Below are 18,514 nucleotides of genomic sequence, written 5' to 3' on the forward strand. Positions count from 1 at the left end.
TCATCGTTCTCATCCAACTTCTTGGTGAGGACTTTATATTCTCTACCACCTTCGAGTTGTTTACCTTCATACCATCCGGCTAATTCCTGATTCTCATAAGCTATCCAAATACCCGCCGGTGAGTTTATGGATTTGCCGGCTGGGGTCTTTTCATATGCTCTGTGTTCTCTGGAATCGAAATCGAACTCTGTTGAAAAAGCTGTCATAGTAGCTACCTGTTTGTATTTAAGGTTAAGTGTGTGCGAGTTGTGATTACCAATCTAGTCTCAACTCATAGTTTTTTAGCGTAGCGGTTGCTGGTATTTGTTACTTAGAGATGATTCATATAAAGCCTGTATTAATTAGTATAGTACAGGCTTAATTACTGGGGTAAATAGTAGTAAATCCAAAATTGATCAATCAGAGTGAATCTATCAATTATTTTGATGATGAATAGGTTTACTCTGATTGATTTTAATCACTCGCTAATTGTTGGAAGCGGGATTGTTGAGTATTGCACAGGGGAATCAAAATTACCCCCAACTCCCCCTTGAGGATTCCGTTTCCAGGCTAAATGATGCTGTATAACTTGATGAATATCATATGCACTTCGCGCTATTTGCGGAACTTGTTCACTCCTGATGCCAAAATGTGACTGCTTAGGCATCTGTGTAATCAGAGTATTTAGTTCTTTGAGAGTTTCAGTTAATTCTTGATAGCGCTCCTCTGGCAAGGAACTAAATAGCCAAGCCACTTCTTCGAGTTGTCCCATGTGAATCCGTGCCAATAATTCACAGGCTTTGGAAATTACGGCTAATTGTTCATCGTTTAGGTCTAATTTTGTCATGATTCGTTACTTAACTAACTCCCTCAATAAATTTATCAAACGATTGATATATGCTTTCATCATGCCGTAAATCAGAAAGCTGAAATTCTTTACGCTTCAACCCAAAGCGGAACATTACATTTGAGCGACAACCTCCACGCACAGTATTCTCCAAGAACAAAACCGCACCAAAGCACAATTTTGATTCCGCAGTAACTTGACCTTCAATGGAATTAGAATAATCCACTGTTTTGTGACAATGAAAGGCTTTATCATGTGTGATGCCGTCTAGAATATTATCGGCTTTTTCTGAGGAAAGCACATAATATACGGACTTTTTAAATGGGCAATCTTTACAAGGTTGTTTCATGATATTTAACTGATAATTTCACATATTCCCCAGTGTCTATTTGACTGGGGAATATGATGATTTACTATTCTAGCGATTTAAAACTTTACACCCATCAATTCATGGGTATAACAATCTCTAGAAATGCCGCCAGAGATTCTTATTGATGCCCCTCAAGCTGACGACTTTTTCATCAGAAGAGAGAGATTCTTTAAAGAGAACGCCAGCAGCTACAGAAGTCACAGTAGCTTGTGGAGTTGCTCTCAGTAGAGAACTGAGCAATTCTCTTTGATGATCAACATCCGCTACACTGGGGAATATCCTATACGGGTCAATTTGCATCCGTTACATAAAACTTACTCAAACCTAACTATCTAGACTTTTCTATATTAAATAACTTGTGCTAAATAGAGTTTGATGTTTACTTCCTGTTTCTCTCTAGTAATGTCGGCATTATCTAGTCCGCAGGCTAACACTGTCTAACTGACAGCTTTACGCAAATTAATTGCAGCGTTCAAATCGCGATCAATTGTGACTCCGCAATTTTCACAATGAAACTCGCGTTCACTTAACAAAAGAGTTACCTTTTTAGTTCCACACTCAGCGCAAGTTTTACTACTGGGGTAAAATCTATCAACTACTACAAGTTTTGAACCGTAAAATTCACACTTGTAAGTTAATTGACGGCGGAACTCATAAAAGCCCATATCCGCGATCGCCTTGGCTAGTTTCCTATTAGCCAACATTCCACGCACGTTTAAATCCTCAATCCCAATAACAGCGTGGTTTTTGCTGATATAGGTAGTAATTTTGTGCAGTGAATCTTTACGAAGATTAGCTATTTTGCGGTGTAATCTAGCTACTTTTAATTGAGCTTTTTTGTAGTTATTTGAGCCTACTTGTTTGCGACGGTTCAACCATTGCATACGAGACAATTTCTGCTCATATTTCTTGTAACTTTTTGCGCCGTCAAATACTTCACCAGTTGACAATGTGGCTAGATGGTTTATACCAAGGTCTACGCCTACAAAATCCACAATTTTAGGTCTAGGAGTTGGTTCTACTTCAAATCTGAAGGAAATAAACCACTTGTCAGCTTTTCTACTAATTGTGACTGACTTAGGTTGAACTTGAGGTAATCGCTCGTAGGTTTTTAAAATTCCAATTTTGGGAACTTGAATTTTGTTATTACCTAAAATCTTAACTGTTCCTTCTAGCGTAAAACTATCTTGTTTACCCTTCTTTTTAAATTTAGGAACTCCAGCCACCTTTTTAAAACATCTATCCCAAGCTGTTCTTAATGCCATTAGTGATTGCTGTGGTGCAGATTTAGAGAATTCATAATACCAAGGACATTCAGGTTTTACTAATGCTACTAACCATTTATGCAAGTCAAAATAACTAGGAAACTTAATTTTCTCTGTAGGATTAGCCTTGTTATGGTCTAATATTTGTTTAGTCAGAGCTAACCCCCAATTCCAGGCGTGTCTTGCCACCCCACAATGCTTTAAAAACGCTGTACGCTGCTTGTTGTTTAATTTCAATTCAGTTTTAAAACCTAACAGCATTCATCCAACCTCCATAACTACTGAGTTATGTTATTTGCAAGATTTATTACCCTACCAAATAGCTAATAACTTGCGGGTCTATTGCCGCAATCCGCTTTCTAATTGACGCAGGCGGATTCTGAAAAAACCGTTTTAAGTCCTGGCTTTTCACCTGATAACAATGAATAGAACGCTTTTTCGCTTTGAGCCAGCCCTGTCTCACCCATTTAGTAATGGTGGTTGGATGTAAACAAAGATTCTTCGCAATTTCGCTGCAACTGTAGTTATCAAGAGTAGGGCGGATAGAGTAACCGAGTTTGTATAATTTACAAGCGATCGCTAATTCACTACGGTAATAGCCCCTTCTCTTGAGGCGGAAAGCAATTTGCTTTACTGTAAACATTTCCGCCATTTCTTCAAGTGTTGTTAATTCTTCTTCACTCCATTTTCTGTACATTGATAAACCTCAAAAACTCATCAAAATTAAAATTTTGTAGTGACGACTTAAATGTGAGTTACTTTTACTAAAGCTCTTAAAAGTTGGGATAAAATTTCAGACGTTCACCCGCACTAAGTCTTCTTCCTTGACCAGAGAAAAGCGATTGCAGACGAGACTTGTCGGTACAAGCATTGGTGAAAGCCACTCAACAAGGTAATACCAAGAGCGATCCGCAACCTGAACACCCAACACCAGACGTTGCTTTGTCGTGGGTGGATTACTGACTAACATCACGCGATCGCCAACTATATAAGCTGGATTTCTCACGGTGTTCGTTTCCATTCGTCCAGTAGTGAGAATCTCGTCTTTGGTTGCGAGTATGACATCGTTCTCAAGTTTGATAAAATAGACCCACTCGCCTTTACTCCACCCAAACCCAGAGCAATATCCAAATGTCCGCGAAGCTTTGAGATAAACTCGCTCCCACAAGTTCACCTCAACCGGGGGAATTTCTTGACCCCAAGGCGGAGACAAATACCAGCACCTTTCTAACTCCTTGATTTGCTCAGTCATACTTTCTTCCCCAAGAGATGATTGATAGCCTGTGCATCAAGTGCCTCAATACGTTTCTTAATTTGTTGTGGAGGATTATCTAAAAACTCTTTGAGATGACCTATCTTTATTTCGTAATACTTAGGGCAGCGTCTATTTACCTTGAGCCAACCTCTATTAATCCAAAGACGGACAGTGGATAAATTTAGTGAAAGAATACTAGCGACTTGATGACATTTATAGTTGTGTGAGTCCGCTAATTGTTTATTCATGCACGTAGTAAAATGTTAAGTCTATGAATACTTGCAGTCGCCCGAATTTTCATTGATTAATTCAGGCGAATGTCTTCTAATCAGAACCCTTGACAATAGCAGCAGATTGTTGATCTAGCTCATCATTGAGGTAAGACAGCGCAGTTTGAGCATCAGTAATCGTCAAGTCGGGTTGATACTCAAGTGTGACAAAATCCGGGTGTTGGCTAATCTGTTTAAGAATGACTTGTGCAGCATCAATAAATGACTCTAAAGTAGGCGGAGATTCCCAAGTTTTCTTGTGTGGTTGGGTGGGCGCTTCGTTGTGGGCGGTAGATTCAGTCGTCGCCACAGTTACAGGCATTGTTCTTAGCTGGAACTTCATGTGTTCAAGCTGGCGTGAGTAGTAGTCAATCTCAGCTTGGAGTAGTGTCTTTAGTTGCTCTGGCGTGAGTAGTTTTACTTTGCCCTCGTCTTGGTGTTCTTCGTCCTCCTGATTCTTGTCAGGCAGCATAACGTAACGCCAACCCTCACCGTACTGTCTGCCAAGATAAGTATCTGGGGCATAGTATTTCATGCCGATGATCTCGCCCTGTTCGGTGCGTTGTCCAAAGATATAGGCTGGATTGTTCCAGTGTTGGGGAATTGATATTACCGATTCCATAGTTTTAATTGATGAATGAAGAGATGTTTAGGGGGAACGGGGAAAGGGTAAAGGGGAAGGGAACGAAGAAGAATCCCTTTACCCTTTAACCTTTGCCCTTTTCCCTGGTTTACGCTGTCAACAGTTCCGCGCTATCAAGCAGGTGCTTCAACTCCACAGATGGCATTTGCTCAAGCGGTCTGTATTGCAGGTATTCATTCAGAAAGTCTGCACACTCTGGTAACTCTGCTCTTGAAACTAACCAAACTGCATCCGACGCAGAGTTACAAAGGATTCGCTGTTGTGTTGCGTCATCTGTGCGGGTAAACCACCAGTTACCGTTAGTGCAACCAGCCTCACCTAGCTTTTCGTCTTTGTAGTAAATCCCATCCTCTAACAATTCCAGTCCGTGTTGCTCACACGCATCGAAAATCTGTACCATTACTTCATTACCAGTGGTAGCGGCGGGTGTTTCTGGTTCTTGCACTGGGAGAGAACCATCTTTATGATGTGTGCAGATGTAGCGGTAGCACTTCGCCCAAGTGTTAGCTCGAAACTCTTCCTTGTCATTAACTAATACAAGCCAACGTTGAGTTATAAAATCGCTGTCGTCGTGGCTAATTCTGGCTATTAGTTGACCGTTGGTGTAGATTTCGTGATCGTAGAAACTGATTTCAACGCTGCGGTATTCTTCGGGTGCTACAGCTTGGGCTTGCTGGTTAATGTACTGCTGTAGTTCAGCTTGAGCTAGAATTTGTTCGCTGACGGGTTGTTGCCTATGTGCGATATAAGTCATAATGGTTATCTCTCTAATGGGGAGAAGGCGATCGTGCTAGTTTGCAAGACAGGGGCGGTCGCCTTTAACTTGTCTATATTAATTGTATGACATTGTATGCTATATGTCAACCTTGTATGCCAAAATATGACAATTCGGAGATAAACAAGTTTATATTTGGATTACAAGTAGCTCACCCGCTTCCAAAGCAGGGTAGGAGGAAAAACTAAAGATGAAAGCAGACGATAGGATTATTTTTCGCATCAGTGGTTCGGAAAAAGAAGCCTTTCTAGCAAAAGTGCAGAGAGAAAGCCGAAAACCATCTGAAGTTCTAGTAAGTTTGGTGCGAAGATATTTAGAAGAAGAAGATTTCAACCCAGCATCAGACATACAAGAAATCAAGTTGAGGTTACAAGAGCATGAAAATAAACTAGAAATGCTGGAGAGCAAGCTACTGGGGGAATCAGCAGCCTGAGAGCCGAAAATAAATCTCTCAGGCAATTACGTGAGCGTATTTTGAATACGGTAAAAGAAAAGCCCGCCGATGATTAGGCGGGTTTTGTGTTTTTAAGTCAAAGTTGTATGACTATGCTAACCTAGTTGTCATACAAACAGCTAACCCCCGATACCATCTTTGATGTAAAAATCGGGGGTTGGTCATACAACTATCATGGAAAACTATGGCTCAGGAAAATTTCTAATCTCAAATCGGACAACTTAACTAGCCAATGATTTAACGACAAATTTTCATTAAAATCCCCACTGTAAGTTTCTCAGGCTACCAGAGGGGATAGTCAAATGACCTTCAACTAAGTCTATGACTACACAAACGATATCAAATTCTTCGGCTGTATGCACAGAAGATAATACTGCTATTGACCAGCACAGCAGTGTTAACACAGTATCAACCCATGATTACAGCCTTCTCAACTCCAGCATTCAAGAAACCTTCACCTCTCTCGACCGCTTCGAGTGGCAGGCTGTAAGTGAAGTTATGCAAATGCGCGACAAACAGCTTTACCTTGAAGCTGGCTATGCTGATTTTAAACAATACTGCCAAGCCGAACTGTCAGCTTGGGGTGGACACCGACGAATCACCCAACTGCTGGGGGCAAAGAGAGTCATCGACACGGTAGGCGAGTTAGGGCAGCATATCAAGAATGAACGCCAAGCCCGTCCACTACTCCGTCTGGTAAAAGAACCAGAAAAGTTAAAACAAGCGGTGGCGATCGCAATCAAAGAAAACCCTTCACCCAGTCAATCAGACTTTGCGGCGGCGGCCAACAAAGTGGTTCCCCGACTCCCCCGCCAAAAAGCTCCATCCCAGGAACCAATGGTTCCTCGCCCTACCAAAGTTAAAGTTACGTCACCATCACACCCCCGTTATGGAGATGAGGGAATCATCGAGACAGAAGCACCGAACCCCACAGGGCAGATAGTCACATTTGCCGATGGCGAGAAACTGCTGGTAAACAATGATGATTTGACCCCTTTGAGTAATGACGTAATTGAGTCATTTACTATAGAGCGCAAATACCCCCCAGAGTATGCAGAAGCGCTCGCCGCAATCAAGCAACAATACGAGCAAAAGATTGAGCGGCTAGAACAGGAGTTAAGAATCGGCTTACTTAGTGAGGCAAAAGCTAAAGCCGAAGAACAGGTACTTGAGCAGCTGACTTCATGGCAAAAACTGTTTCAACAACAGAAAGAACAGAACACTCAGTTGCAGCAGCGCCTGGATGAGATGGAAGTTTTAAGGCAGTTTGAACATGAGAACCAGCAACTCAAGCAGCGTCTTGTGGAGCTAGAGAATGCGCTTACAGAACGACCTGCCCAGCAGTGGGGCAATACTCTCACTCAGCAAGCGGCTAAGGCACTGAATAAGGAAGTATTGCGATCGCTTGAAAATGCCATTGACTTGCGATCTCTAGCAGTTGAACCGCCGAAAGAGAACGCCCAAGAGTGCTTACGCTTGATGGGGATCGCGCTCGGTAATCTCGCCAGCGCCATGAATAACACCCAAGCCTTGCAAGCTGCGGCGTTAATCCTGGGGAGTGAGCCAACACCAAGCGCGATCGCCTATCGTGCCGAACAATTGCAACTATTGCCCCAAGCTGTGAGCGATATTCGGGCGGTGTTGTCAAAGCCTGGGTGTAGTTGGTGGGACTATCTAGAAGTGGCACAGGAATACGAAGTTATCAAACAAGATTATCTGACTGAGTTGACACCCCAAGAAATAGACTTAATCACTGCCTTGGAGAAAGCCGAATCTGACAAAATTACAGAACGGTTGGTTCACAGCCAAACCCCTAGCGATTCTGGTTCAGATGAGAACAAATTGATTACAGTTGGCTCAATCGTTGCTCATGCTGATCAGTATTGCGCCTTATATGTAGCAACCGGTGAGGTTATAGAAGACTTGGGTGATGAAGTTTGGGTGGCTTGGGAGCATTGGAAAGACCGCCCGAAAAAGACTGACCGATATTTTAAGGACGAATTACGGCTGTTGTAAAACTAGCAACTACTAAATAACTCAAACAACCGAATGCGGCATGACTCAAGTGCTGCCGATATTTTCATGCGTCAAAAATTGGAGACATTATGAAATTCATCACATCATCTGAATCCACTGATACCCCTTTTGACCAAATCAAAAAAATTGATGAACTTGGTAGTGAGTATTGGTTGGCAACCGAATTGTTAACCTTGCTGGGTTACAAAACTTGGAAACGAATTAGGGACACCGTTGAAAGAGCAAAAGTCAGTGCCAAAAATTCAGGCTTAGATCCATCTCACCATCTGGTCGATGTCGTCCAAATGGCGCAAATTGGCACATCCCAGGCATTTCGAGAAGTGCTGGTAGATTACAAACTCTCACGACACGGTTGTTATTTGGTGGCGATGAATGGCGACCCGCGTAAACCAGAGATAGCCGCAGCGCAAAATTACTTCGCTTTTAAAACCCGTGAGGCAGAGTTAGCCCCACAGTCTCAAGAGTTATTGTCACAGCTGCTAGAGAAAATTGAACAGCAGAACAGGGTAATTCAGGAACAAGGCAAGGCGATCGCACAGCTACAAGCCCAAGTTCAGACCCTATTGCCCCCATCATCCGATTTTATACCCCCAGGTTGGGATGCTGAAGTTTGGCGATCGCTACCTCCGCAAGATCAACGTCACTTCCGTTTTTTGTACCGTCGCCGTCGTTTTCGCCCCTCCCAGCAGGGTCAAGCTGAACAAGTGGCACTCCCCGTCATCAGTACCGAGCAGTTGAAAGAACAACAACGGGCTGAGGTAGCGCAGTTAGTTGGTGAAGTATCCCCCGAAGATAAACAAGAACTTCAGTTAGCCAAACAAGAGATGTTGAGGCAGTTCTGGTCACAAGCGCCTGATGAAGATGTGCCGTTTTAGATTTACCAATTTCTGCAAATATATTATAGAAGGTGAAATATGAGCAGTATTGCATCTACTGATAAATTCTCTGTCCTGGTGATATTGCGCCGGGAATACCTTGACATCACAAATAACTACTGCGCGGCCAAGCTGATTGAGTATTTCCGGCATTGGACAAAGTGGAAGCTGAAAAATCACCGTACCCCTTGGGTTTATCAGCCCCTCAAGCGGATTTATGCCGACTTGATGGGTGAGCATAGCCTTCATGTTATCAGGGCAGCGATCGCGCTACTTGACGATATGGGTATTATCGAGAAGAAGAAAAATCCAGGTAACGGACAGGACAGGACTTGGCAGTATAAATTACACTTCGATGTACTTAATAGATTATTAGAACACGGCAAGTGCAAAACTGAACGTGGCACGTTCAATGCAGAACAATACCACAGAAACCAACCTCAAACTTCAAAACCACAACAACACAGTGCTGTTGAGCTTGAAAAAAGTGAGGAAGTGGAAAACGAGACTTTGGAATGTGACCAGGAAGAGTCGAGCCTAACCCCAGAACCAGAGTTACCCCAGACTACTCACTACGTTGATGAATCAGAACAGGTTAATTCGACTAGCGAGACAGACCATCATGAGGGCCATTCTTCCGTCGTCCCGGTTGCGTCAAATTTTCAGGATGAAGACTCTGGTGATAATGATTACGCCGAACCTGTAGAAAAATCAGTAAAACCGAGTCAGGAGGAGGTTCAGGAGGTATTGCAGCAGTTACGAGAAATTCCTTGTACTCCGCAGTTTCGGTTGAACGGGGAGATTCAGCGCACAGTAAGGCGGTATTGGCAGAATGTACCGGGGGCGATCGCTTATCTCAAGGAGGCAGTGCGGACTTGGAAGGGGGTTAAGTCACCGGAAGCGGTGTTTGTGGCAGCTTGTAAGCAAGGGAGAAAGCCGGAGGTGCAGCAGGCTAAGTCTAGTGCGATCGCGTGGTTTGAGTGGGCTAGGAAGGAGAGGATTGTGATTGCGATGTCGGGTGAGGTTGTGTACACGCCGGATGGTGAGGCTGTGGCGCTGGCGGAGATGATGCGGCGGTATCCGGTGAAGGAGTAGGGGTCTGCTCTGCATATAGCAAAATATCTGAAATAGTTGAGTAAAGAGAATTGAAGGAGGTTGGAAAATTACTGACAATCAATTGAGGATCACGGTGTTTTTCAACGACTAAAAGTTTGTGTTTAGATGAGAGATCACAACTTTTCGGTGTAGCATGATCATGCACCATCGCTTTACAAGTCTTGATTATTAACACTCAGACGTTGAAAAACGGAACGGTTAGTGATTGCCTCTATAGTTTCATTCATCCCAATCAGTCGAAAGCCTTGTGTAAACCCAATAAACCCATATTGGACTACGAGTTTACCAATTAACTCGTCTGCAAAAGAAGAGGATATTAGTGAAACACCATTGAAATCTAAAACGATTATAGAAGATGTTTGATTCCGTATATTTATAATCTCGTTTCGTATTGCAATACCAGATTTTCGTGTACCAGTACCTGAGTTCTTTTCAGCTAATTTATAGATAACATTGTTGCTCTCGTCTTCAAGATTTTCAATGCGAATATTTGCTGGTTCATAGCCACCTAAAGCATTAGCAATCGAGATTCCTTTGTCAAAGTCAATCTGAAAATCAACAGTAGTGCAATTATTTTCTGGACTGAGATATGGAATGTTAGGTAATGTTTTCGTCTCGTTAATTCGTATGCCAACAAAACCTGAACCAGAAATGATATTAAGTAATCCTGAGTTTGAACGGACTATATTATTGAGTCCCCACATTCCATTACCCTGTCCAATATTTTTATCGCGGGTAACTCCTTCCTTAAGTGCAATAGTGATTGCGTCTACTGCATTGTTTGGTGAATGTATTGAAGTGCGGAACGAATTTAAGATCCCTTGCCCATGATCATAAATGCAGACTGCTATGTGCTGCGACGTGTTATGAATTTGTCCCATAACATAGCCATGTGTTGTATCTGCGTGCTGCAAAACGTTATCCATGACTTCATTTAAACACCATTCGAGACCTTGAATTACTCCTGCTTGGCAAACAGCAGAGGACGATACGACATCAAGATACGCATCGACAAGAGATTTAACTTCTTCAGCACTAGAAAACTTCCAAACTACATTTAGTGGATATCTGCGATGGGTATCGTCATATGCTGCATCAACAGGGTTAAGCGTTTTTGTGCGTGTAAGAAACTCAGGAACGTTGCTAAATTTGAATGAAAATCCACGATTTACTTTGTAGTACTCGATTAGCCCTGCGAGTGGCGCACAGACGTTTGGGTAAACACCCTCAATGGCAGAAAAATCTAGAACGAAATCTGTATAGCCAGACTCATTACCTTGATAAATCGCTCGAATAAAATTACCAATAACAACTGGCGAACTTAGCGATGGAATAGTGAGAATATTGCCATCTCGGTTTACATTGGTAGAAATTTCTGATGACATGAGTGTTGAACCTTACTGTATAAAAAATTATTGTATGGAATATTTTCTAGCTAATGCCTATATCGATCTATGGTAGAGAAGTTTTTTGTAATTTTAATCAATGGTAAGTTTTAAGGATTGCGATCAAGAAGCTGGTGGCGAAAATGTTCGCAGTCAAGGTTGATGGCGGCGGATGGGTTACTAGTGAAGTGGAAAGATTAGCAAGGCAGTTATCTAATAATGCAAGCAATCTCTAAATTATGACTTACTCATCTAAAAAGTAACTTTCATTTATTTCTGGATTTGGGCTAAAATCAGGATAATTTATCCGTATCGCCATAGGATCTATAACACGATCTCTTGTCAGTTGAACTTGTTGCTTTAAGCTGTTAACTGTATTGCACGTCTCTACGTTCAAGTAAAATTTATGTTTAGATAACCAATCTATCACTTTGTAAAATTTTTGGGAATCAAAATTTTTGTCTTCTTTTAACTCCTTTAATCGCTCTATTGCTTTGGTGATTAATGAGCGTAGAATTTGGGGCATAAGATTGGGAACCAAATCAATTGAGCCATCCTCAGATACAACAATAGCCATGCAAGGATAGCCATTTGTCTCTACATACCTAATTGCAGAGTTATATCTTGCGCCTCTTCCAGGTGAACCCTTTTCAGAAGCCAGTCCATCTAAAATTACACCAATTGCATAACAGGTAGAACTTGGATCGATAAGTACAGCTCCATCGATAGCTGTTATCACTTTCATAATTTGAGTTGTAATTTCTACGGGTTCGATAACTGTAGCCTGATTTTTCAAGCGATTTGACTCTTCTTTCGCTCCAGAAGATACAACAACCATCGTACCGTGCTTTTGCTTAGTTGCTTCTAAAACTAAGTCCCACAATCTCGAAATTTCTTGAGATGTAATTTCAGGAAAAATTCTTTTAATATCTGTTTCAAACTTATGTTTGTTAATACTTGCTTTAGGCAATTCTGGTTGACGATAAGCTACCCGCATCATTACATGATCAGCGTGTAGAAGTTCCCAAGTATAGTGCTTAGTAAAGTTTACTAAAAATAAATCCTCCGCACGTTGTTCGTAAGATCCTTTGAGATTTCCTAATCCATAAATATAACCAGAGTCACTAAGCAGACAAATTTCATCGGAAGACATTTCAAGCAGTTTCCTGACTGCGCGATAATTTTGGAGTTTAACGGGTGTTAATAAAGTGAGAGTAATTTCAACATTGGGATGTCCCCTTTTTGAAATCAACATTTTTCCAATGCCTTCAGCACCTTCATAGTTTAATGAAGAAATTGTATTACAAGCCTCAAACAGCCCATGCCAACCTTCAAATTCCCGACATACAGTAGAAGGGGTGTACATCAGATTTTTGCCTGCTGTACGGATAACCTCATCATAATCACGATCAAAAATATTAAAGCTAGAACCTGGTTCTTGTGTTATCAAAGCTTTAGTACACTCCTCAAAATACAGGGCAACAGTAGCATCTAATAAGGATGTGTATATAGTGAGTCTGTCCCTTTCATTGTTGGTAAGACTATATTGAGCAAGGTATCTCTCTCGATTGAATTGAAGGACAACAATGACCCAATACTGCTCTACCTGTACTGGATATGAGCAAAAAGAAATGATGTTGTGATACTTAGACATATGATTAACAATTTGATGTATTGCAGTTCTTAAAGCCTTCCGCTTTAAGAACTGCTCATGCCTTTCTTGAGCAATGGGATGGGTATGCCATATATTTCTATCTGAATCAATTGCCTCTATGTGTTCTGCTTGCTTTTTTACCTCTGCAAATTGACTTGGATTATAACCGCAATCTTCAGGTTCCAAGCAAATGGTATGGCGGTCATCTCGATTTTGATTTAAAACACCAACGAGAAAAACACAAGGTTCAAGGTTACTGGCTAACCGTGAAAAAATTTTTTCAGCTGCTGTTTGAGCAGAACACTGAAAATGACGTTGATAGCCCCACATGAACATTTCAATGGTTTCCATAGCTTTCGGAGATTTCTCCTAATTTTTGATTGACAATACAGGATACAAGTTTAACTTACAAATCAAGGATGGCAATTTAGTGCGCCAAGATATAGGGATTGGCTCTCATGAAGACACTTTTTCCGCCGCGCCTGCTGTGTCAATTTTTTATGATAAAGACTCTGATGATGATTACACCGAGCCTGTGAAAAAATCAGTACAGCCAAGTCATCAAAAGGTTCAGGCGGTATTGCAACAGCTACGGGAGATGCCCTGTACTCAACAGTTTCGGCTAAACTGGGAGATTCAGCACATGGTCAAGCGTTACTGGGCGAATGTGCCGGGGGCGATCGCGTATTTGAAGGAGGCAGTGCGGACTTGGAAAGAGGTTAAGTCACCGCAGGGCGTGTTTGTAGCTACTTGTAAAGAAGGTCGGAAGCTAGAGTCCGCGACCCTTCAATCTGATGTGAAGGATTGGTTCGAGTGGGGATACAAGCAGAGGATTGTGATTGCTATGTCGGGGATTGTGATCAGAGGTTGCCAACAAAACCCTTGCATCTCCCACAAGCAATTTCAGTAGACCGAAAAGTTTTGCACTCCTCCTACCACTCCTTAATTTCGGCTTGGGAATACCAAGAGGCGAAATCAGCAAGTAATCTGAGTTTCAAGAACTTTTGTTCTGGGTGGGCAACAGAGCGATCGCCGCTTGCTATGATTGCCAGTTCCAAAACCGAAGGCTGAAACCCTCATGATTTCGTTAACTGTCAAAAGTTTTCGATCTACTGAATTTAGATGAATCCACTGCACTGAGATTGTTATACCGCTACTACAAACTAGAATGATAATGGCGATAATTATAGCTTTTTAACAATATCATCAATAGCATCAATACAATTCTGCCTGTAATCTTCTTTCACCTGAACTCGTTGAGTACCAATCGTTAACTTACCACTAGGTTGTGTATAGAAAGGGCAACCTCTTGCAAAAGCAACAACACCAGTAGTTTGAAAATCTCGAATTTCTACTATCCCTTGTTTAACGCTACTAAAAGTAAACATCTCAGGGTTTGAATGAATTAAGCTCGACACATCCTCCTCTATTGAGCGTAACACGGCGGCGTAGGCAGATGCAGATCCCATGTATTGAGTAATACGATTTTTAGCAACAATATGTACTTGAGGTAGTGAACGATTTGCCGATTCCAATTTAGTAGCAAAAGAGTATTTTGAGTATATGTCTGAAGGCAATTTTAATCCATATACAAGTGAGAAAGCATTCTGAATAGCTCGGCGCGAAGAATCATCAGCCATTACTGGCAATATAAGACGATTGGCAGTTGATATAGCAATTTGTGTATAAATAGAAAAACTTGGATTAGTGTCGATGAAAACTATATCGTATTCATCTCTGACTTGATCAAGTGCATCCTTAAGCCAATCAATGATTTCAATCCATGTATCAGTACCTGGAATTTGTGTGTTAGCCAAGGTATTGATTGCATTAGCTTGTAACTCAAGTAATGGATCTCCGGCAAGCAAGTCTATGTTTGTTGGAATATTTGAGTTATAGGTACTCGGTTTAGTAAAATAATCTCGAATCGAGAATGTAGGGGTAGTAAATGGAGCTGGGAGTCTTAATTGAAAATAGCCACCAATACTACAACGAGGTACTAAACCCTGCCGCTCTAATAAATTACGGCTGCCGTTGTTGTCCAATCCACCTAAAAAAAGCTCGGATAGATTAGCTTGAGGACACACATCGATTGCAAGTACTCGCATGGTGGGATTTTGAAAGGCATATCGACAGATGGTTTGAAACGCAAGGCTAGTTTTTCCCGTACCACCCTTATTATTCCAGAATACATAATTAAGCATAAGTGTCAATTAAACAAAAGAATGAACATAAAGACATAGTAACGTCTTTATTGGACATTGCCAAGTCCATTTCGTCCGTTTTGAGTTTTTGAGGATTAGTAAGTAACTAAAATATATTGCCTTCTGTTAACTCAGATCCGTTGTCGGCAGAGAAACAAGACTTGGGTGTTGAGCCGGGAACCAGTCATGAATGCCATATTTCCCCGCCGTCCACCCCTGAGCCGGAAACACAGCCTGACAAATGGTCAAGTGAGGTGATCGCTCTTCGGTTAAAGGCCAGACCTTGGTGGACGGAAAAGTTAAAAATGGCAGGGTTATTCAAAGAAAATCCTGGGTTAGATTTTCTTATGGAATGCTGGAACGATGACCCCGCCTTGCAAATTGTAATTACGAGGTTGGTAAGGAAGTGTCCGCAGTGGGGTTATGTTGTGGTGGATGGCCAATTGATAGAGTGGGAAAGAGAGTAATGCAGTGCGGCAATACCGAAAGCGATCGCTGCCTAAGCCGATGGAAAAATCAGTATAGCCCAGTCATCAAGAGGTGCAGGAGGTATTGCAGCAGTTGCAGGAGATTCCTTGTACCCCACAGTTTCGGCTAAACGGGGAGATTCAGCGTACAGTCAAGCGGTATTGGGGCAATGTGCCGGGTGCGATGGCGCAAGCGCCCAGCGTAGCTGATCGCTTACTTGAAGGAGGCGTTACGGACTTGGAAGGGCATCAAATCACCGGAAGCTGTGTTTGTGGCTGCTTGCAAGGAGGGACGGAAACCGGAGGTGCAGCAGGCTAAATCCGGTGCGTTCGTCGCAGACGTTGCCGTAGGCATCGCGTGGTTTGAGTGGGCGAGGAAGGCGAGGATTGTGATTGCTATGTCAGGCGAGGTTGTGTACACGCCGGATGGTGAGGCGGTAGCACTGGCGGAAATGATGCGGTGGTATCCGGTGGGGGAGTAGGGTTGTATAGCGTCAAATATGAGTAAAAAATCTAGCAACCAATCAGCAGATCAAGTTGATGCAGTAGTATTGTCATTTGAGAGGAAATCAGCTTCTAACTTGTGCAAGACTTCCAAAGCTGTGAGCGATAAAACTCCTGACATCTGAAAACAGACTTTTATACCACTGGCAATATTCGTCCACAAATTTGATTGTTTTTACAGATGGACGAGGCTCTACCATCCTCTGTGTCTTGCTTCTAAAGTTTGTACCCTCTTATACTACCGCGAGAGTGACAAAACAGGGTTATACTACTGCGAAAGTGACAAAACAGGGTTAAGCTTGCTACGCCAGTAGGAGCTAATAGTATAGAGCAATCGCCCTCATCACAACAATTAGCCAAAAGTCTAATTTACTCAAAGTCGCCACCTGCAAATGAGCGCAGACCAAGGGATTGAAAAGATTGGGCGATCGCATCAGTTGCTGATTGTTTGTATTGCTGCTTTCTGTTGTCTTCTTGGCGTTTGTTTTCCTTCACCAAAAAATCTTTCGTCAAAGTTTCAATCACCTCATCAATGTTCTGTCCATCTGTATGGGGATGGTCAATTTGGTTAGTCAAATTCTCTAACTGCGTGATAATTTCTTGCAGATATCCCTCAACTCTTGGCTGTAAATTTTCTGGTAACTCTTCAATGTTGACGTTGATGGCTTGCGCTTGTATGCTTTCTCTGAGGGAGCGAATACGCTGGCGCATTGCTTCAGTTTGGGCTGAATTTTCTGGGTTTGATTCACCTAATAATGCTTTGATATCACTGTAAAGCTTAACAAAAGCTGTTTGTGCTGCTTCTGGGTTATTTTCCAATTCTTGGGGCGTAATACCTAAAAGTGAGAAAATAATATTTGGGGTTAATAAATCTTCATCCGATGCTGGGGTTGATGATGCCAGGTGAGAGAAAGTAGCTTTTGCTTGCTGCATTCCCTGATTGATTTCTGTTTGCAGGTATTTTTTCGCCTCGGTTTGTGAGATTTCAAAGCCTGCAATTGCCATTTGCGTGACTTTCTTTTGTTTGCCAGTTAAAGTATGAATCAGGAAGCTACCCCTAGCCAGTTTTTGTTTTTCGGGGATGAGAAAATAGCGCTGATTTTTGGCATCAGTCCAGAATATTACTGTATTATTACTATTCATTGTCATCTTTAATTTATGAAAAAAGTTACACTTATCGCCCCATATTTATCTAGATATTGGAACGGCGGTTAATAGCCTTTTCTACATCACTTTCTAAAGATGGTATTTGTAATGTTTTGAGATGTTGAAGAGTTGCTAGGGTGGCTTGTCCCTTACCATCTCCCAAAGCATTAGCTATTTCCCTCAATACTCGTTCATTTTTGGGGTATTGATAACTCAGTTGATTAGCATAATTTGCAGCAGCATCATCATCCAGGGGCGTTAAGGGAATCAGCAAACAAGCAATTTGAAATGCCAGATCGAACCCTACAGGTTTAGGTTTTTGTAAAATAACTATGCTAGCTTCAATAGCTGTGATAACTTCATGCTTTACAGCTATTGCTACTTCTTTATTTCTCACAATTGATAGTGCTAAGATTCGCCCAAAATAATAATGATGATATATACCAAGAAGTGCCTTAGTAGCAGCTATCTGCCATTGCTTCAATATTGGCTCTTCATCACAGTAATAGCTTGTGTTTAGTGCATCAGCCAACATCTCAAATGCAGAGTCACTTCCCGATAGACGCTCATAAACTACAGGTGATTCTTTCCAAGGAACATTTTCAGTATGAGATGCCCAATCTATGATTTGTTGGAATCCAGAAGGATGACCCCAACAAGTGAGCATAACGCAAGCTAGCAATCGATAATATGGTTCACCAGAATTGAGAAGATTTATCAGTGCAGGAATCCGGTCTTCGTAGCCACCATCCAGACCGTCATCAATTATATCTTCCAGTCGTCCTCGCTGGCCTTCACTGTCTGTAAATAATAATTCTTCGGGATTATTTGAGGACTGCATTAAAATTGCCTCCTTGGTTTTATCTTTATGTTGAATAAGGCTTTTATCACTGGCAAATTGCTATTAGCAAATCAAAAAATTCATGCGAACAGATAAGCAGATATTGTAGTATTTTTGCACTTCCTCGCAGCGTACAGGTGTTTAAAACTCTAATAAGGTCTGTACCTCGCATCTGGTGTTTTGTTCCTCCACCCACCTTTTCCTTTTTTTCCCTTGGTATTCCAATCATCATATATGCTCATATCCTCTGTTTTTCCATCTCTTCTACAAATTCTCCCTCATCAATTGGCTTGCTTTTCGCTTTTCCTGCTAATTCAAGTTCTGTATTCAGTTCTTCTGATGTTAGTTCGCTACTTTTTTAGGATCTGTATTCTTCAAAACCTCTTGTTGTTTGGCTGTAATTGGTAGATCGGTTTGTGATTTTACAG

General features: G+C 41.8%; 24 protein-coding genes. 8 read left to right on the forward strand and 16 right to left on the reverse strand.

Annotated elements, in window-relative coordinates; translation table 11 throughout:
• From H6G83_RS31690 to H6G83_RS31735, 10 genes are all read right to left on the reverse strand, one after another.
• A partial coding sequence (locus tag H6G83_RS31690) for a hypothetical protein (RefSeq protein WP_190479590.1) occupies positions 1 to 206 on the reverse strand: 206 nt, incomplete at its 3' end.
• Between the two features lie 251 nt (positions 207 to 457).
• Positions 458 to 826: a hypothetical protein gene (locus H6G83_RS31695; RefSeq protein ID WP_190479593.1), complete on the reverse strand. Its 369-nt coding sequence runs from the start codon at positions 824 to 826 to the stop codon at positions 458 to 460.
• A gap of 10 nt (positions 827 to 836) precedes the next feature.
• Positions 837 to 1,175 carry a hypothetical protein gene (locus tag H6G83_RS31700; RefSeq protein ID WP_190479594.1) on the reverse strand — a complete coding sequence of 113 codons (339 nt, stop codon included), beginning with the start codon at positions 1,173 to 1,175 and terminating at the stop codon, positions 837 to 839.
• Positions 1,176 to 1,292: 117 nt separating this feature from the next.
• Positions 1,293 to 1,496, reverse strand: coding sequence for a hypothetical protein (locus tag H6G83_RS31705; protein WP_190479597.1), 204 nt, complete (start codon positions 1,494 to 1,496; stop codon positions 1,293 to 1,295).
• 137 nt (positions 1,497 to 1,633) lie between these two features.
• Entirely contained in the window at positions 1,634 to 2,722 is a 1,089-nt protein-coding gene (locus H6G83_RS31710) for an RNA-guided endonuclease InsQ/TnpB family protein (RefSeq protein ID WP_190479599.1), read from the reverse strand.
• Positions 2,723 to 2,768: 46 nt separating this feature from the next.
• Positions 2,769 to 3,158, reverse strand: coding sequence for a MerR family transcriptional regulator (locus tag H6G83_RS31715; protein WP_190479601.1), 390 nt, complete (start codon positions 3,156 to 3,158; stop codon positions 2,769 to 2,771).
• A gap of 96 nt (positions 3,159 to 3,254) precedes the next feature.
• On the reverse strand, positions 3,255 to 3,713 hold the full coding sequence (locus tag H6G83_RS31720) for a DUF1392 family protein (protein WP_190479603.1): 459 nt from the start codon (positions 3,711 to 3,713) through the stop codon (positions 3,255 to 3,257).
• A complete protein-coding gene (locus H6G83_RS31725) occupies positions 3,710 to 3,964 on the reverse strand; it encodes a MerR family transcriptional regulator (RefSeq protein ID WP_190479605.1) in 255 nt (84 codons plus the stop codon). The genes H6G83_RS31720 and H6G83_RS31725 overlap by 4 nt, the downstream gene beginning before the upstream one ends.
• Positions 3,965 to 4,040: 76 nt before the next feature.
• Positions 4,041 to 4,607 carry a hypothetical protein gene (locus H6G83_RS31730; RefSeq protein ID WP_190479607.1) on the reverse strand — a complete coding sequence of 189 codons (567 nt, stop codon included), beginning with the start codon at positions 4,605 to 4,607 and terminating at the stop codon, positions 4,041 to 4,043.
• A gap of 109 nt (positions 4,608 to 4,716) precedes the next feature.
• The gene (locus H6G83_RS31735; protein WP_190479609.1) at positions 4,717 to 5,382 is read right to left on the reverse strand and encodes a hypothetical protein; all 666 of its coding nucleotides are present in this window, start codon (positions 5,380 to 5,382) and stop codon (positions 4,717 to 4,719) included.
• 211 nt (positions 5,383 to 5,593) lie between these two features.
• Here H6G83_RS31735 and H6G83_RS31740 point away from each other — a divergent pair, with 211 nt between their 5' ends.
• The 4 genes from H6G83_RS31740 (at position 5,594) to H6G83_RS31755 (ending at position 9,864) form a co-directional block, all read left to right on the forward strand.
• Positions 5,594 to 5,836 (forward strand): hypothetical protein, encoded by a 243-nt coding sequence (locus H6G83_RS31740; RefSeq protein WP_190479611.1) that lies wholly within the window; start codon positions 5,594 to 5,596, stop codon positions 5,834 to 5,836.
• Between the two features lie 342 nt (positions 5,837 to 6,178).
• Complete coding sequence (locus H6G83_RS31745; RefSeq protein WP_199328659.1) at positions 6,179 to 7,873, forward strand: coiled-coil domain-containing protein; 1,695 nt, start codon at positions 6,179 to 6,181, stop codon at positions 7,871 to 7,873.
• A gap of 89 nt (positions 7,874 to 7,962) precedes the next feature.
• Positions 7,963 to 8,769 carry a BRO family protein gene (locus H6G83_RS31750; RefSeq protein ID WP_190479613.1) on the forward strand — a complete coding sequence of 269 codons (807 nt, stop codon included), beginning with the start codon at positions 7,963 to 7,965 and terminating at the stop codon, positions 8,767 to 8,769.
• 39 nt (positions 8,770 to 8,808) lie between these two features.
• Positions 8,809 to 9,864, forward strand: coding sequence for a hypothetical protein (locus H6G83_RS31755; protein ID WP_190479646.1), 1,056 nt, complete (start codon positions 8,809 to 8,811; stop codon positions 9,862 to 9,864).
• A gap of 173 nt (positions 9,865 to 10,037) precedes the next feature.
• On the opposite strand, the gene H6G83_RS31760 is transcribed toward H6G83_RS31755, so the two are convergent.
• Both H6G83_RS31760 and H6G83_RS31765 read right to left on the reverse strand, forming a co-directional pair.
• The gene (locus H6G83_RS31760; protein ID WP_190479616.1) at positions 10,038 to 11,270 is read right to left on the reverse strand and encodes an STAS-like domain-containing protein; all 1,233 of its coding nucleotides are present in this window, start codon (positions 11,268 to 11,270) and stop codon (positions 10,038 to 10,040) included.
• Between the two features lie 244 nt (positions 11,271 to 11,514).
• The gene (locus H6G83_RS31765) at positions 11,515 to 13,275 is read right to left on the reverse strand and encodes a DNA integrity scanning protein DisA nucleotide-binding domain protein (protein ID WP_190479617.1); all 1,761 of its coding nucleotides are present in this window, start codon (positions 13,273 to 13,275) and stop codon (positions 11,515 to 11,517) included.
• A 25-nt stretch (positions 13,276 to 13,300) separates the two neighbouring features.
• Here H6G83_RS31765 and H6G83_RS31770 point away from each other — a divergent pair, with 25 nt between their 5' ends.
• Positions 13,301 to 13,834 (forward strand): hypothetical protein, encoded by a 534-nt coding sequence (locus H6G83_RS31770; RefSeq protein WP_190479619.1) that lies wholly within the window; start codon positions 13,301 to 13,303, stop codon positions 13,832 to 13,834.
• A gap of 22 nt (positions 13,835 to 13,856) precedes the next feature.
• On the opposite strand, the gene H6G83_RS36130 is transcribed toward H6G83_RS31770, so the two are convergent.
• On the reverse strand, positions 13,857 to 13,982 hold the full coding sequence (locus tag H6G83_RS36130) for a hypothetical protein (protein ID WP_277876467.1): 126 nt from the start codon (positions 13,980 to 13,982) through the stop codon (positions 13,857 to 13,859).
• Between the two features lie 126 nt (positions 13,983 to 14,108).
• The gene (locus tag H6G83_RS31775; protein ID WP_190479621.1) at positions 14,109 to 15,128 is read right to left on the reverse strand and encodes a ParA family protein; all 1,020 of its coding nucleotides are present in this window, start codon (positions 15,126 to 15,128) and stop codon (positions 14,109 to 14,111) included.
• A 116-nt stretch (positions 15,129 to 15,244) separates the two neighbouring features.
• Between H6G83_RS31775 and H6G83_RS31780 the strand changes: the two genes are divergently transcribed.
• The 3 genes from H6G83_RS31780 (at position 15,245) to H6G83_RS36135 (ending at position 16,224) form a co-directional block, all read left to right on the forward strand.
• Positions 15,245 to 15,595, forward strand: a complete 351-nt coding sequence (locus H6G83_RS31780) for a hypothetical protein (RefSeq protein WP_190479648.1) — start codon at positions 15,245 to 15,247, stop codon at positions 15,593 to 15,595.
• A gap of 85 nt (positions 15,596 to 15,680) precedes the next feature.
• Positions 15,681 to 15,914, forward strand: a complete 234-nt coding sequence (locus H6G83_RS35665) for a hypothetical protein (protein ID WP_242044967.1) — start codon at positions 15,681 to 15,683, stop codon at positions 15,912 to 15,914.
• Between the two features lie 181 nt (positions 15,915 to 16,095).
• The gene (locus H6G83_RS36135) at positions 16,096 to 16,224 is read left to right on the forward strand and encodes a hypothetical protein (RefSeq protein WP_277876468.1); all 129 of its coding nucleotides are present in this window, start codon (positions 16,096 to 16,098) and stop codon (positions 16,222 to 16,224) included.
• 244 nt (positions 16,225 to 16,468) lie between these two features.
• Here the strand turns inward: H6G83_RS36135 and H6G83_RS31790 are convergent, their stop codons facing one another.
• Together H6G83_RS31790 and H6G83_RS31795 are read right to left on the reverse strand one after the other, a co-directional pair.
• Positions 16,469 to 17,248: a hypothetical protein gene (locus H6G83_RS31790; protein WP_190479625.1), complete on the reverse strand. Its 780-nt coding sequence runs from the start codon at positions 17,246 to 17,248 to the stop codon at positions 16,469 to 16,471.
• 43 nt (positions 17,249 to 17,291) lie between these two features.
• Positions 17,292 to 18,086 carry a hypothetical protein gene (locus H6G83_RS31795; protein ID WP_190479626.1) on the reverse strand — a complete coding sequence of 265 codons (795 nt, stop codon included), beginning with the start codon at positions 18,084 to 18,086 and terminating at the stop codon, positions 17,292 to 17,294.
• Positions 18,087 to 18,514: the final 428 nt, after the last annotated feature.

It is taken from the genome of Anabaena azotica FACHB-119, assembly GCF_014697625.1.
Lineage (GTDB): Bacteria > Cyanobacteriota > Cyanobacteriia > Cyanobacteriales > Nostocaceae > Trichormus > Trichormus azoticus_A.